This window comes from Sphingobium sp. AP50, assembly GCF_900109095.1.
Classification (GTDB): Bacteria; Pseudomonadota; Alphaproteobacteria; order Sphingomonadales; family Sphingomonadaceae; genus Sphingobium.
Genome location: NZ_FNYZ01000043.1, coordinates 1 through 13,389, shown reverse-complemented (window position 1 = coordinate 13,389; position 13,389 = coordinate 1). Strand labels below are relative to the sequence as shown.

Sequence of the window (13,389 nt, the reverse complement as noted above, 5' to 3'; positions counted from 1 at the left end):
AACGGCGCCTGCTGGAACAGAAAGAAGAGACAGAGCGCCAGCAAACCGATCGAGAACAAAGTGCGCAAGATGCGGCCGATGAAAGGAATGTTGAAAAGGATGATGAGGACGACGGCAGCGGCAACGGCATAGATTGCCATTTGCTGCCATTCAGGGTTGGCGCTGATCTCGACTGGCCCGCGCCAGCGCGGGGTTGCGATCATCGGGCGGACTTGGCGTGGGCGGGCGCGACCCGCCAGACCGTGTTCGACAGGTCGTCTGCGACAATGAGGCTCCCGCGCGACGGATCATAGGTCACCCCGACCGGGCGGCCGCGTGCGTGCCCGTCCTTGATGAAGCCGGTCAGGAAATCGGCAGGTTTACCCGCTGGGCGACCATTGGCGAACGGCACCCATACGACCTTATAGCCGGACAGATCCTGTCGGTTCCAACTGCCATGTTGCCCGACGAAAGCGCCCTGCGTGAAGGACGGGCCAAGGCCGGTCCCGGCTACGAAGCTGAGACCGAGGGCCGCAACATGCGAACCCAGAGCATAGTCCGGGCGGATCGCTTTTTCGATCATCTTCGGGTTTTGGGGATGGACGCGCGGATCAATATTGTTGCCCCAATAGCTGTAGGGCCAGCCGTAGAAGGCGCCGGGGCGCACGGATGTCAGATAGTCCGGCACGAGCTGCGGCCCAAGCTCATCCCGCTCGTTCACGACCGACCAGAGCGTCTGCGTCTGCGGATTGATGGCAAGCGCAGTAGGATTGCGGATACCGCTGGCATAGGTGCGATGAGCGCCGGTCGCGCGATCGATTTCCCAGATGACGGCCCGATCCTCTTCGACCGCCATCCCGCGCTCGCCCACATTGCTGTTCGAGCCAATGCCGACATAGAGTTTCGTGCCGTCCGCGCTGGCCGTCAGCGCCTTGGTCCAGTGATGATTGAGGCGAGACGGCAGCTTGGTGACTTCCTGACCGGGCGTCGCGATCCGTGTTATGCCGTCGCGATAGGGGAAACGCAGCAGGGCATCCTGATTGGCGACGTAGAGGCTGCCGTCCACGAAGGCGAGGCCATAGGGCGCGTTGAGGCCGTCGATGAAGGTGGTGCGCACCTCCGCCTTGCCGTCGCCATCGGCATCGCGCAGCAGCGTGATGCGATTGCCACCCTTTACCGGCGTTTTGCCCATGCTCTTGATATAGCCTGCAATCACATCCTTGGGGCGCATTGGCGGTGCGCTGCCGCCTGACCCTTCTGCCACCAATATGTCGCCATTGGGCAGGACAAGCGTCTGGCGCGGTATCTGGAGGCCGGTTGCCAGTGCGGTCACGGTGAAGCCCTGTGGCGCGGTCGGGCTTTCACCATCCCAACCCTCGGGCGTCGCGATTCTGATCGGCGGCACAAGCGTCTGGCGCTGCCCCGGAAGGTCGGGATTGGCGCCGGTCTGGTCCAGCCCGGGCTGGCTGCTGCCACATCCGGCGAGCGCGAGGGTGATAAGGGCAGCGCAAAGGCTGCGCGTCGGCGCGATGCTCATCGTGCCATCTCCCGAACGGTGCGGTGAGCGACCCAACTGGCCGTGAGGGCAAGGGCCGCGCTGATGATCGACAGGATGAGACCGGTAACGCCAACCGAACTTCAGCCGTCCTGACTATGTTGGAACGCGTTCACCAGACCCGCAATCCACATGATGGCGATCAACCCCGCGTAGATCGACGATGGTTGCCGATGCGCCCGGCGCCGGGCGGCAATCGCAAGAATGATGCTCCAAACCAGCAGCATGCCGCCAGTCAGCAAGGCGCCCACGATCAACCAGGAGGAGAAATTGCTCCACTGGATTTCAGCGGTCTGAAGATAGGTGATGTCGGTCAATAGCGCGAACGTGAACAGCGCCACAGGAGAGGCGAGGAGCAGGCCATGCAAGGGATGCAAAAAGGGTCTGAAGCCCATAGGTATATTGGGCAAGGATGCTCTCCTGTTCGAATGGGAATAAGAAGAATGCGAAGCCTGCTCAAATGGTTGCGGTAACGACGCTGCGCCTAGCGGCTCCGGCGATAATCCCATAGGCGGCGGCGCTCGCTTGAGGTCGTAGTATCATGATGTCCGCCTGACGCTCGGCGGTTCATCTCGCCAAGAACGGCCTGATCAAGGGGGGACTTGTGGTCGGTTTCTGCTATCAGCAGGAAAGCCTCGACCAGATCCTGATCGCCCCATGCCTTGATGTCTCGCTGGTCGGTTCCATGTCCGGCCATGTGTGATCCTCCTGATGCCGGCACTGTTGCGGCTTGTACGGCAGAACCATGCGCGTAGGCCAGTGTTCCCACGGATTGATGCAGATCAGCACGCTTTTCCCGCGCGGAACAGAGCATCCCGAAGGCGGTTCTGATCAGAGAGGAGAATGATGATGCATAAGGAAAAGGAAGATGGTGAAGTTGTAACGCATATGTCTACGACAGAAGCGCGCAGCGGTTCGCCAACCCGCATGACGCGCAACATATTGGTGATCAGCCTGATCCTGGTGGCGGTCGTGCTGGCCCTCGCCGTCGGCTTCGGTTTCTTCGAAACCGGCAACACGGGCGCTGACACTATCAATGCTGACAATACAGCCGCCGGCTCTGTTAATTGAAGCGACCATGCAATTGCGTTGACCCGAATGCGTATCTAACCCTTGAGCCGTGACAGCGATCGAACATATCGGACAGCCACAGGCGCGGCGCATCGCCCTGGGCGCACAAGGGTTCGGGCAGAAGCGGTCCAGTGCGGCCGGGCGCCATCATCTGCGGCATTTATTGGGCAGGCTTCATCTTCACCAGATCGATAGCGTCAATGTTCTCAGCCGGGCCCATTATCTCCCCGCCTTTTCGCGGCTGGGATGTTATGATCGCACGGCATTGGACGCCCTATCCTGGGGCAAGCCGCGGGAACGCAAACTTTTCGAATATTGGGCGCATGAGGCATCGCTTCTGCCGGTCGAATTCCAACCCCTGCTTCGCTGGCGCATGGCGCAGGCTGATCGCGGGGAGACCGGCTGGTCAGGCATGCGGGTCTACGCAACCGAGCGGCGTGGTGAGGCGATGGCGCTCCTAGATCGAATTAGGATCGACGGAGCTATGGCGGTATCGGATTTTGAATCGCACAAGGGCCAGACGGGATGGTGGGAGTGGAGCGATACCAAGCGTGCGCTCGAATGGCTGTTCTGGGCAGGGCACATCACTACGGCCAGCCGGCGCGGCAATTTCGAACGAGTCTATGACCTGACAGAGCGGGTGGTCCCTGCGGCCATCCTGAACCAGCCGACCCCGTCGGACTTTGATGCGCATCGCGCCTTGATCCAACGTGCAGCGCAGGCGCATGGCATCGCGACCGGCGGCGAGCTGCGGGACTATTTCCGCCAATCACCGCGCGATGCCATGCCCGCGATCCATTCGCTTGCCGAAGAAGGGATATTGGTGCCTGTCCATGTGCCCGGCTGGCGTCATGCCTGGCTGCATCGTGACGCGCGGCGTCCCCGCCGTATCGACGCGCAGGCGCTTCTCGTGCCTTTCGACCCGCTGATCTGGGAGCGCGATCGTACGGAGCGACTGTTCGGATTTCGCTATCGGATCGAAATCTATGTCCCTGCCGAAAAGCGGGAATATGGCTATTATGTCCTGCCCTTCCTGCTGGGCGACAGGCTGGTCGGCCGCGTCGATCTCAAGGCAGATCGCAAGGCTGGTAGGCTGATAGTGCAGTCTATGCACTTCGAACCGGGGGCACCATCGGACAGCCGTGACGCTTTGGAAGAAGAATTGTCGCGGATGGCGCAATGGCTGGATCTGGGCGATTGGGCGATGGCGCCATCATTACAGGCGAACCTCTAAATCCGGTCAGTGTCATTTCCTGTGGTAATGGCGGAATGAACTTCCCATCTCCCAACCCATGGAGGACTTGATGCTGATCGGCGAAGTAACGAGCATATGCGTGTCTGGCAGATATAGTTGCCGGCGGGAGGTCATCGCTTGACCAGTCTCCCTGAGACGATCGGATATATCGGGCTGCTCGATGACGAGGACATCGAGCTGGATAGCGCTGCGCTGGCGCTCAGTTCGCTCGATCATGAAGGCCAGGATCTTGAACCCTATCTGGAAAAGCTGCGCCAGATCAGCGACGCGGTCGAGGCTGCTTTCGAACAGCGCGTCGCGGCAGATCTGGCGTCCGGGGAACGGCAGGGCGCTTTGCTCGCAGAGGTGATCGGTGAACAATTGGGTTTCGTCGGCGATCGCGACAGCTATGATGCGCCGCTCAATGCCGATATGATCCGGGTTCTCGATCGACGCCGCGGTTTGCCGGTCAGCCTCTCCATTCTGTATGTCGCGGCTGCGCGACGTATGGGCTGGCGCGCGGACGCGCTTAATACACCCAGCCATGTGTTGGTGAGCATAGGACCGAAAGACGCGCCAGCCCTGATCGATCCCTTCAATGGCGGTCAACTTGTCAGGCCCGAGCAGTTGCTTGCCTTGCTGGAACGGGTTTCGGGTGCAGGAGGCTGGCCGAGTGAAGTCCATGTCATTCCTATGTCCAACCGCATAACGCTTGTGCGCCTGCTCCTCAATCAGGCCAGCCGCGCAGAGCAAGCGGGTGATACGCTCCGCGCCAGGGCGCTGTACGAGCGTATGACGGTGATGGCGCCGGACCATGACGCGGGCTGGTGGGAGCTGGCCCGTCTTCAACTCGTCCATCGCGAAGTTGACAAGGCGCGAGCCAGCCTGTGGGCGATGCTGGAAGTCACCAGAGATACAGAGCGTCGGGCTCATATCCATGCCGCGCTCGCCCGCCTGACGACTGGCGATTGATTGGGCTGAGCGTGGCGATGCAGCCCGGCCATGATCGGCCCGAGGGCCAGAAACAGAGTCGATGGAAAATTAGGGCGTTATTTGAGGGAACTGCAACGCTTGCCGCAGGTTATTGAAGCTGTCGGACCGATCATTTTGCCCCCCGCTCGATCCGTTCGGCTCCCATAGAGGCCCCGCCATCCCCCGGCGGGGCCTCATTCTTTTTGGGCGCTGCGGCCATCATGGAAATGCCGATCGATCCGGCGTGCTGAACGGTGCGCGTGACCAGACGATAATATCAGTGGGCGTAGATCATCTTGCGGGTCATGCCGCCATCGACGGTTATCTGCTGACCTGTGATGAATTTTGCCCCGTCCGAGGCTAGGAATAGGACAGTCGCGGCGATATCGCCAGGCTCACCAACGCGGCCGGCCGGATGTTGCCCCCTGTCAATATCGCGGTGTTCCACAGCCTCTCTGGCTTCTGCTTTAGCCCATGGCCTTGTCTCAATCCATCCGGGCAGAATGGCATTGACCCGGATGTCGGGGCCAAGGCTGATCGCCAACGCATGGGTCATGGCGCAGATCGCGCCCTTTGCAGCGGCATAGGCTTCCGTATGTGGCTCCGACTGCAAGGCGCGGGTCGATGCCATCATGACGATCGTGCCCTTGCGCAGGCGCAGCAGGGATACCGCACTGCGGACCATCAGAAAGGCGCCAGTGACATGACTGTCCTGCCATGACTGCCATTTCTTGAGATCCAGCTGCTCGATCGGCCCGCTCACCGGATTAGCCATGCCGGCGTTGGACACGAGCAAATCGATCCCGTCCTGTTCGCCGCTACCCTCTTGCCATGTTGCGATTTTCTGGAACGCTTTTTCAACATCCTTCTCGCTGGCGACATCGGCGCGGATCACGATGAGATGGGAAGAAGGCATCTCGGTGGTTAGGTCGCGAACGGCCTCGGCGTCCCTGTCGATGACGGCCACGCGCCAGCTTTGCGCTAACAGAGCCTGCGCGATACCTTTTCCAATGCCCTGCGCCCCTCCGGTGATGATGGCTGTTTTCAAGGGCTTTCCTTCCTAAATTTCCGGCAGGCTCTGAGCTGCGAAGCCCCAGCCTTTGAGTTTGGTGGCTCGTTTCAGCAGCGCTTCGGCATCGTCGATCGAAAAGGGATGGGCATCATTCATGCCCACCAGTTCGCGCCAATCGATCGGCACGGCGACTGGGGCGCCCGGGCGGGCGCGGGCGGAGTAGGGCAGGATCGCTGTACTGCCACGCTGGTTGCGCAGCCAATCGATGAAGATGCGCCCCTTGCGTTTGGCCTTGCTCATCGTTGCGGTGAAGCGCTCGGGCTCCGCCGCGCTCAGCGCCTGGGCGAAGCGGGAGGCGAAATCCTTGTGCGTATCCCAATCATGTCCCGGCGTCAGCGGGACGACGACATGCACGCCCTTACCGCCCGAGAGCATGGCGAAGGAGACGAGGCCGATATCGGTCAGATGATCGCGTATGTCAGCAGCCGCCTGCTTCACGATCTCGAAATCGAGCCCCTCATCGGGATCGAGATCGAAGATCATCCGGTCGGGTTTCTCCACCGCATCCGCGCGGCTCGCCCATCCATGAAATTCGATCGTACCCATCTGGACGCAGGCCAGAAGGCCATCGGCATTCTCGACATAGATATAATCTTCCGACCCGCCGTTCTTTTCCCGGATCGGCACCTGTCGAACGGCGTCGCCCAGCGCGCCGCTGTCATGTTTCTGGAAGAAGCATTTCTTGGCCCGCCCTTGTGGGCAGCGCACAAGGCTGATCGGCCGGTTAGCGGCGAACGGCAGCATCAGCGGCGCAATGCTGGCATAATAGTCTGCCAGTTCGCCCTTGGTCTGCCCGCTGTCGGGAAAGATGACCCGCTCGCGGCTGCTGATCGTGATGCTGCTTGGCGGCGCGGGGGTGGGAGTAGGTTTTTCGGGCTTTACCGCTTTGGCTGGCTTGTCAGCCCGTAGGCACAGGAAACTGCCGTGGCGCACGCGTCCGTCGCCAGTAAATTCAGCGAATGCAACTTCGGCGACCAGCTTTGGCTTGATCCAGGTCGCGCCGCGCGCCTCGACGCGCGGAACCTCTGCTGCGGCCTTCTCGCTTACAAGCGGAGCCATGGCCTTGGCGAGGTCGTCCATCGTGGCGCTGTCGAAGCCGGTACCGACCCTACCTTTGTAGACCAGCGCCTTCCCCTCATACTGGGCGAGCAACAGGGAGGCGAACGGCCGCGCATTGGCCTTGCTCTCCGACCAGCCGATGATCACGAACTCCTGCCGCCGTGTGCATTTGACCTTAACCCAGTTGCGCGTTCGCGCGCTGCGATAGGGGGCGTCGGCGCGTTTCGAGATGATGCCTTCCTGCCCTGCATCGCACAGCGACCGGAACAGTGTTTCGCCCGCACCCAGGATATGGTCGGAGACATGGATGGCAGTATCGGCGTCGGACAGCAGCGCTCCCAGTCGCTCCTTGCGCTCGATCGTCGCCAGGCTCTTCAGATCCTGCCCGTCGAGCGACAGGAGGTCGAAGGCGAACAGATGCAAAGGATGTTCGGCATCCTCCTCGCCATGTCCCCGTTTCAGCGCATTCTGCAAGGTCGAAAAATCCGGATTGCCATCTCCGTCCAGTGCGACCACTTCGCCATCTATCAGGCAGGGGGGCAGGTCCAGCTCGGCGATCGATGCAACCAGCGGGCCGAACTTGTCGGTCCAGTCGAGGCCGTTGCGAGTGTAGAGTTTGACCTTCTCCCCGCTCGCCGCAATCAGGGCGCGATAGCCGTCATATTTGATCTCGTGCAGCCAGTCATTGCCGCTCGGCACCGCATCCACCAGCGTCGCGAGTTGAGGTTTCACAAAGCGGGGCAGGGCGATGGAACGCGCCTTTCGCCTGGGCGCGACCTTCGCATTATGATCCTTCGCCGCCTGCATTTTAGCGGAAAAGGCCTTGCCCTCCGCGCCTGCCAGTGATTGCTCGCCGCCTTTGTCTGCCTCGATCTGCGCCATGGATCGATTGGTGAGCACGCTCTTCAGGCTTCGTTCGACCAGCATGTTGCCGGACCCCGCTTCCTCATCATCGATCTTGCGCAGCAGCCAGTTCTCGCGCTTTTCCTTCGGCCGTCCTTTCATCCGGACCAGCAGCCATTCGCCTTTCATCCGCTCGCCATGCAGGATGAAGTGCAGATGCCCGTCCTCGATATCGTCCGCGCTCTTGCCTGCGATCGGTTCCCAGGTGCCCCGATCCCACAGCATGACCGTGCCGCCGCCATATTCGCCCTTGGGGATGGAGCCTTCGAACGTCCCATAATCGAGCGGGTGATCTTCAGTCCGTACCGCCAGCCGCTTGTCGGCGGGATCGATGCTCGGCCCTCTGGTCACGGCCCAGCTTTTGAGCACACCGTCTATCTCCAGCCGGAAGTCCCAGTGCAGTCGGGTCGCGGCATGCTTTTGCACGACGAAGCTATTGCCGCCGGTCCTGGCGACTTTGCCTTTTGGCTCGCGGGTCCGGACGAAGTCGCGCTTGGCGTTGTAGGTCGAAAGAGCGTCTTTTGCGGCCATCAGTCTTTCCGATCCTGCGGATCGAGCCAGCGCCGTTCGAGGATGCCAAGCAGGGACAGCATGATGACCGCGATGACGGTCGCGCTCACCACCAGCGGCCATAGCGCTGCGCCGCAGGCGATACCGATGACCGCCGCCAGCCAGATATGGGCAGCTGTTGTCAGATTTTTGATCTCGCCCTTGCTGAACACGATCAGCCCCGCCGCTATGATGCCGGTGAACGCCGCAGAAGCCTCGAACACGCGGAGAGGATCGATATTTCCTTGTCCGCGCAATTCGAGATGGAGGGCTATGGCGCAGACGGTCATCAGCGCGGAGGTAAAGCAGATAAGCCCATGGGTACGCATCCCCGCCGCATGGCCGCGCAGTTCCCGGTCCAGCCCGAGCAGCAGGCCAAGGATCGCCGCGACGCCCAGACGAAGCAGGGCCGGCCTATTGATCAGGTGGAGCGGCGTGTCGGGATTGAGTTCCATCAGGCGCTCTTGCGCTTAGGCGGTGCCTTCTTCGCGGGGGCTTTCGGCTTTGCCGCCGTCTTCCTCGCTGGCGCGCCTTTCGCGCCGCCGGCCGACTTCTTCAGCGCAGCCATCAGGTCGATGACGTTTCCGGCCTTGCGTCCCGTCGGTTCGTCATCGACATCCTCGATGATCCGCTTGCACTTGGCCTTTTCTTCTTGTCGATCAGCCGGTGGAGCGCATCGACATAGCGATCGTGAAACTCGTCCGGCTTGAAGGGCGCGGTCTTCTTGTCGATGATGCTGACAGCAAGATCGAACATATCCTCGTCTGCCGTGTCAGCCGGCAGTCCCTTGAAATAGCTCTGCGCCTTGTTCACCTCATCGGCATAGCGCAGCACTTCTAGCACCAGCCCCTTGCCGCAGGGTTTCAGGGACACAAGCTGCTCGCGGCCGCGCACCGAGAGCTGGCCAAGGCCAACCTTCTTGGTTTGCCGCAGCGCGTCGCGCAGCACAGCATAGGCCTCTTCGGCCAGATCGTCTGCCGGAACCACAAAATAGGGCTTTTCATAATAGAGGACATCGATCGCATCGGCTTCGACAAACTGGACAAGGTCCAGCGTCTTGCGGCTCTCGATCTTGACCGCTTCGATTTCCTGCTGCTCCAGCAGAACAAAATTGCCCTTGGACAGCTCGAAGCCCTTGAGGATCTCGTCGCGATCAACCGGGCCGACCCCGCTGACCACCTTCTCATATTGGATGGGCTTGCCAGTGGGTTCGTGAATTTGGCGAAATGAGACCGCTGCACCGGATTTTGTTGCAGGATAGATTTCGACCGGGATCGACACCAGCGCAAGCTTGATCTGACCCTGCCAATATGCGCGCGTTGCCATGAGAGACCTCCGACAGCTTTAGCGAGCAGCATTTGCTTTGGTTCCTTGTAGGAACAAGCAAATATGAACCGCGCCTCCCAATGTTTTGATAAGACCCTCGCTTCAACCTCTGACCTTGACGAGCCGATCATCAGCCCACCGCAAAACCTGTTGGGAAACATATTTCTTTAACCAAATTCGGAACACAGGCAGGGATGAACCCAGGGGCAGCATAACATTGGCCGAGATCGATACACTGCGCTTGTGCAGCCTACTCAACACGACTGCCTTCGGCTTCGTGTTCCTGCTGCTGTGGCGTGGCCGCCGACAGGATGATCATCTGCTTTACTGGTCCTTGAGTTCGTTTCTGTACGGCGGGGTGATGATCGGTTTTGGCCTTTGGGGCGAGCATGGGATTGTTCATGGGACAATCCTCCTAATGCTGCTCGCCTGGAGCAATGTGCTGGCCGTGACGGGCCTTCGCCATTTTCAGGCGCGGCCCGTACTCGAACCCTGGATGGCAGCGCCGCCTCTATTAATGGGCGCGGCGCACGCGGTGCCCCTCCTCATGCTGAATCTGGGTTGGCTGCCGAGCGCATCTCTGATCCCGCGTATCTGCGATGTTCTCGGACTGACGGCTGCGATGGCGATCAGCGGTGGCATGATGATATCGGGTCCGCTGAGGGGGCAGAAGATCGCAGGGGCCGCAATGCTGGCCTATATTCCGACATTCCTGATCGGGCTGGTCGGGGAAATGGGTGTTCTTTCGGGCGCACAGTCGCTGGGCGTGATGCCACTGCTCGCTGATCAGGCACTGCTGGCGATTTTGAACCTTGGCCTCCTCATCATACCGGTCGATCAGGCGCAGGCGGACCTTCGGATCATGGCGTTGCGCGACCCGCTGACAGGGGCGTGGAACAGGGCCGGACTGGAAATCGAGAAGCAACGGCTCAACGCGCCGGGCGCTGCCGTGATCGCGATCGATGTCGACCATTTCAAGACGGTCAACGATGTTCATGGCCATGAAGCCGGGGATGCGGTGCTGCGGGGCATTGCGCGCGAAGCCGCACGCATCGCTGATGCGCAGGCCGGTGCGCTGGCGCGGATAGGCGGTGATGAGTTCATCCTGCTGCTCCCGGCGGGTTGTGAGGGGCAGCGTCGGATTGCCGAAGCTCTGCTTGGTCGTTGTCGTACTGGCGCATCGTCACTTCAGGCCTGTACCCTCAGCATGGGCTTCGCGAAGGTGGAAGCGACAGAAAAGAATTTCGAAGAGGCCTTGGCGCGCGCCGACAAGGCGCTTTACCGGGCTAAGGCGGATGGGCGGGGCCGACTGGCGGCCTAGTCGCATCGCCCTATCTTTACTGTTTATCCCTTTTCGAGACGTCGTCGCGCGGCTTACCGCCCTTGGTGCGTTGGGCCACGGCGCGTGCGCCGGCCAGTACCGGGCCGCAAGCAGCGGACTTGGCGTCACCAACATCGACGAATGCTAACACAGCGGCGGGTGGGCTGGCCAGCAAGGCAAGCCCGAGCCCCGCGCCCGACCGACCGAGCAACTGCGGACTGATGATATTGAGCGCAGGCGACCCGAAATGGCCGCCAATCCCCACCGGCGACTGGCCGGAAAAGAGGCTGAACTTCTTGCCATCGGCGCGCACGCCGATGTCGAGGGCTTCCGTGCGGAAGCTGAAACCGCCGCGCCCGGTAATGACGTTCTTCTTTGTATCGATCAGGATGGGGTCGGCTGTCGCCAGGCCATCGCTTACCGTGAAGGCGATCAGACCGCAGTTGATACCCACCGGCTCCTTCAGCCGATCCTGAAACATCTTGTAGGCAAAGGTGCCGAGGTCGAGTTCGGAAAGCTGGACGTTGCGCGTCCAGAAGCTGCCCTGCGGCAAGATGAAAGCGATGCGACCACTGGCGCTCGCCAGGCTGTCATGGATCGTGTCGCCGCGCCCTTCCAGCTTGATCCGCCCATGGATGGTGCCAGACGTGCCGGCTTCCACCACGCCATAGCCAGCGAGCAGCTTGCCCATCGGCGTGGGAGCAAGGCGTATGTCATAGCTGTCGGCCGCAGGACGTTGCCGCGTATCGAGAATGATGTCAGCCGCTACATCGCCGCGAGCCATAGAGAAGGTGAGGGGGGAAAGCGCGAGCCGCCCCTTGTCCAGAGCGAGGGTCAGGTCAATGTCGGATACGGGCACGTTGCGCGAGCGTACGGCGCCGATCCGCCATTTGAGCGCCGCGTCGAACGCCTGCATAGTCGCGACGGGCAGGGCGGCGTCGGGAAGAATGCGATCGGCAGAAGCGCCTGTCGCAGCCGCAGCAGCCGTGGCACCTTTGCTGGCCACAATATCAGGATTGTAGCCAATGAAAGGCGCGGCATCGATGATATCGAGGCGCTTGGTGTAGAGTTCGGACTCCAGGCGTACGCGCTCTCCATTAGTGATGGTGAGCCCGCCCGCGATGTCGCTATTGCCAAAGGTGCCGCTGAGCTCCGTGAAGCGATAGACATCATCCTGCTTGATGAGTTGGCCCTTCAGTCGATAGGTTCGGGTTTGCGGAATGGCCACGCCGATGATTGCCAACAGTTCCGACATGTCGCGGCCACTGGCCTGCGTCTGCAAAGGGACATTCTCGATATCCGCTACTGAAGGCAGCGTGCCCTTCACATCAATGATGTTGTTCGCCGCCCAGGCCCGAAGCGATAGCTGATTACGCCCGCGATTGGCGGTTTCATCGGGCGAGAGCAATTGTGCGGTGAGGCGGAAAGGGGTTTCCCGGATACGGCCCGTCCCCTTGGCGCCCACCGCTTTGCCGATCCGCGCATCCGTCGACTGGATCGTATCGAATTCAAGGTCGGCCAGCAGCCGCATGCGCGGGTCGAGATAGCGCAGCCGCGTTCCCGCTATGCTGGCCCGGTCGATACGGGGAAAGGCGAGCGGCTCGCCGCCTTTTTTCTCGCTGAAGGTCCAGCTATTGGCGTCATGCGCGGCATCCCACTCAAGATCGATCGCTGCATCGCGCAGCGTCAGAGCATAGAAATGGCGCTTTCCAAACAACAGCGAAAATGGCGCTATCCGCGCATCGATCTGACGGGCCGAAAAGAGCGTTGGTTGACGCGCCCATTTCGGGTTCGACAGTGTGAAGCCTTCGGCCAGAAATTTGAGGCTGAAAGGCGCGAAATAGAGTTGGAAGTCGCCTTTAACCTCCACATCGCGCTCAGTGAGTGCGGCGATTGTCCGCTCAAATGGGTGTTTGAGGAAACGGCCCTTTGTGAAGAAAAGAATGAGCCAGATAGCCATGATGGCGGCAAGTAAGCCCAGCCCGATCTTCGCTAAAAGGGGTATGCGCCGCCAGCGGTCGCCGATTTTCATAGTGTCTCGATTTGGTGGCGCGGCTGTCATTGAGGGTGAACGGTGCAAGCAGCCGTTTGTTGCTTTCGATCAGCGGCACCTGCGGGGAAGGATTGAACCGTACCGGGTTTGCCGGAGGCTCCAACTTCTGAGTAATACCAACCTCCAATGATCCTGACTCACGTTGGGGATTCCCAAAGCGATGAATGTCTGAATCTATGGGTGCCGGTTGGAGGGCATTACCATGGGTGCAGCGATTGGATTGCGGGACGACTTTGATGCGGCAGGCTTGAGACGGCTGGCGCGCGCGACCAGAAGCGCGAACCAGGGTCGTCGG

12 protein-coding genes and 2 pseudogenes are annotated in these 13,389 nt (G+C 60.9%); 4 read left to right on the top strand and 10 right to left on the bottom strand.

The annotated features are described in order from the left end of the window. The 4 genes and pseudogenes from BMY84_RS28410 to BMY84_RS29555 all read right to left on the bottom strand — a co-directional run. Positions 1–203: pseudogene (locus BMY84_RS28410) on the bottom strand (hypothetical protein); the annotation flags it as partial. Then, positions 200–1,516: a PQQ-dependent sugar dehydrogenase gene (locus BMY84_RS28405; protein WP_093088487.1), complete on the bottom strand. Its 1,317-nt coding sequence runs from the start codon at positions 1,514–1,516 to the stop codon at positions 200–202. The gene BMY84_RS28405 and the pseudogene BMY84_RS28410, both read right to left, overlap by 4 nt. A 101-nt stretch (positions 1,517–1,617) precedes the next feature. After that, positions 1,618–1,944, bottom strand: coding sequence for a DUF2231 domain-containing protein (locus BMY84_RS28400; protein WP_256215500.1), 327 nt, complete (start codon positions 1,942–1,944; stop codon positions 1,618–1,620). Positions 1,945–2,018: 74 nt separating this feature from the next. Further along, positions 2,019–2,231 (bottom strand): hypothetical protein, encoded by a 213-nt coding sequence (locus tag BMY84_RS29555; RefSeq protein ID WP_143075205.1) that lies wholly within the window; start codon positions 2,229–2,231, stop codon positions 2,019–2,021. 152 nt (positions 2,232–2,383) lie between these two features. Between BMY84_RS29555 and BMY84_RS28395 the strand changes: the two genes are divergently transcribed. The 3 genes from BMY84_RS28395 to BMY84_RS28385 all read left to right on the top strand — a co-directional run bounded on the left by BMY84_RS28395 (position 2,384) and on the right by BMY84_RS28385 (position 4,811). Further along, a complete protein-coding gene (locus tag BMY84_RS28395) occupies positions 2,384–2,605 on the top strand; it encodes a hypothetical protein (RefSeq protein WP_093088491.1) in 222 nt (73 codons plus the stop codon). A 49-nt stretch (positions 2,606–2,654) separates the two neighbouring features. Then, a complete protein-coding gene (locus tag BMY84_RS28390) occupies positions 2,655–3,839 on the top strand; it encodes a winged helix-turn-helix domain-containing protein (RefSeq protein ID WP_256215499.1) in 1,185 nt (394 codons plus the stop codon). Positions 3,840–3,977: 138 nt separating this feature from the next. Next, a complete protein-coding gene (locus BMY84_RS28385) occupies positions 3,978–4,811 on the top strand; it encodes a SirB1 family protein (protein ID WP_093088485.1) in 834 nt (277 codons plus the stop codon). 277 nt (positions 4,812–5,088) lie between these two features. Here BMY84_RS28385 and BMY84_RS28380 read toward each other — a convergent pair whose 3' ends face one another. The 4 genes and pseudogenes from BMY84_RS28380 to BMY84_RS28365 form a co-directional block, all read right to left on the bottom strand. After that, positions 5,089–5,859, bottom strand: a complete 771-nt coding sequence (locus BMY84_RS28380) for an SDR family oxidoreductase (RefSeq protein ID WP_093088483.1) — start codon at positions 5,857–5,859, stop codon at positions 5,089–5,091. A gap of 12 nt (positions 5,860–5,871) precedes the next feature. Further along, positions 5,872–8,376 carry a DNA ligase D gene (ligD, locus tag BMY84_RS28375; protein ID WP_093088482.1) on the bottom strand — a complete coding sequence of 835 codons (2,505 nt, stop codon included), beginning with the start codon at positions 8,374–8,376 and terminating at the stop codon, positions 5,872–5,874. Further along, complete coding sequence (locus BMY84_RS28370) at positions 8,376–8,849, bottom strand: MgtC/SapB family protein (RefSeq protein ID WP_093088480.1); 474 nt, start codon at positions 8,847–8,849, stop codon at positions 8,376–8,378. The genes ligD and BMY84_RS28370 overlap by 1 nt, the downstream gene beginning before the upstream one ends. Beyond that, positions 8,849–9,720: pseudogene (locus tag BMY84_RS28365) on the bottom strand (Ku protein). Before BMY84_RS28365 ends, BMY84_RS28370 begins: the two are co-directional and overlap by 1 nt. Before the next feature lie 217 nt (positions 9,721–9,937). On the opposite strand from BMY84_RS28365, the gene BMY84_RS28360 reads away from it, so the two are divergent. Continuing rightward, positions 9,938–11,041, top strand: coding sequence for a GGDEF domain-containing protein (locus BMY84_RS28360; protein ID WP_256215498.1), 1,104 nt, complete (start codon positions 9,938–9,940; stop codon positions 11,039–11,041). 16 nt (positions 11,042–11,057) lie between these two features. Here BMY84_RS28360 and BMY84_RS28355 read toward each other — a convergent pair whose 3' ends face one another. After that, on the bottom strand, positions 11,058–13,022 hold the full coding sequence (locus BMY84_RS28355) for an AsmA family protein (protein ID WP_371262466.1): 1,965 nt from the start codon (positions 13,020–13,022) through the stop codon (positions 11,058–11,060). Further along, positions 12,943–13,389 (bottom strand): hypothetical protein (locus BMY84_RS30975; protein ID WP_371262467.1); only part of this gene is annotated, 447 nt, incomplete at its 5' end. The genes BMY84_RS30975 and BMY84_RS28355, both read right to left, overlap by 80 nt.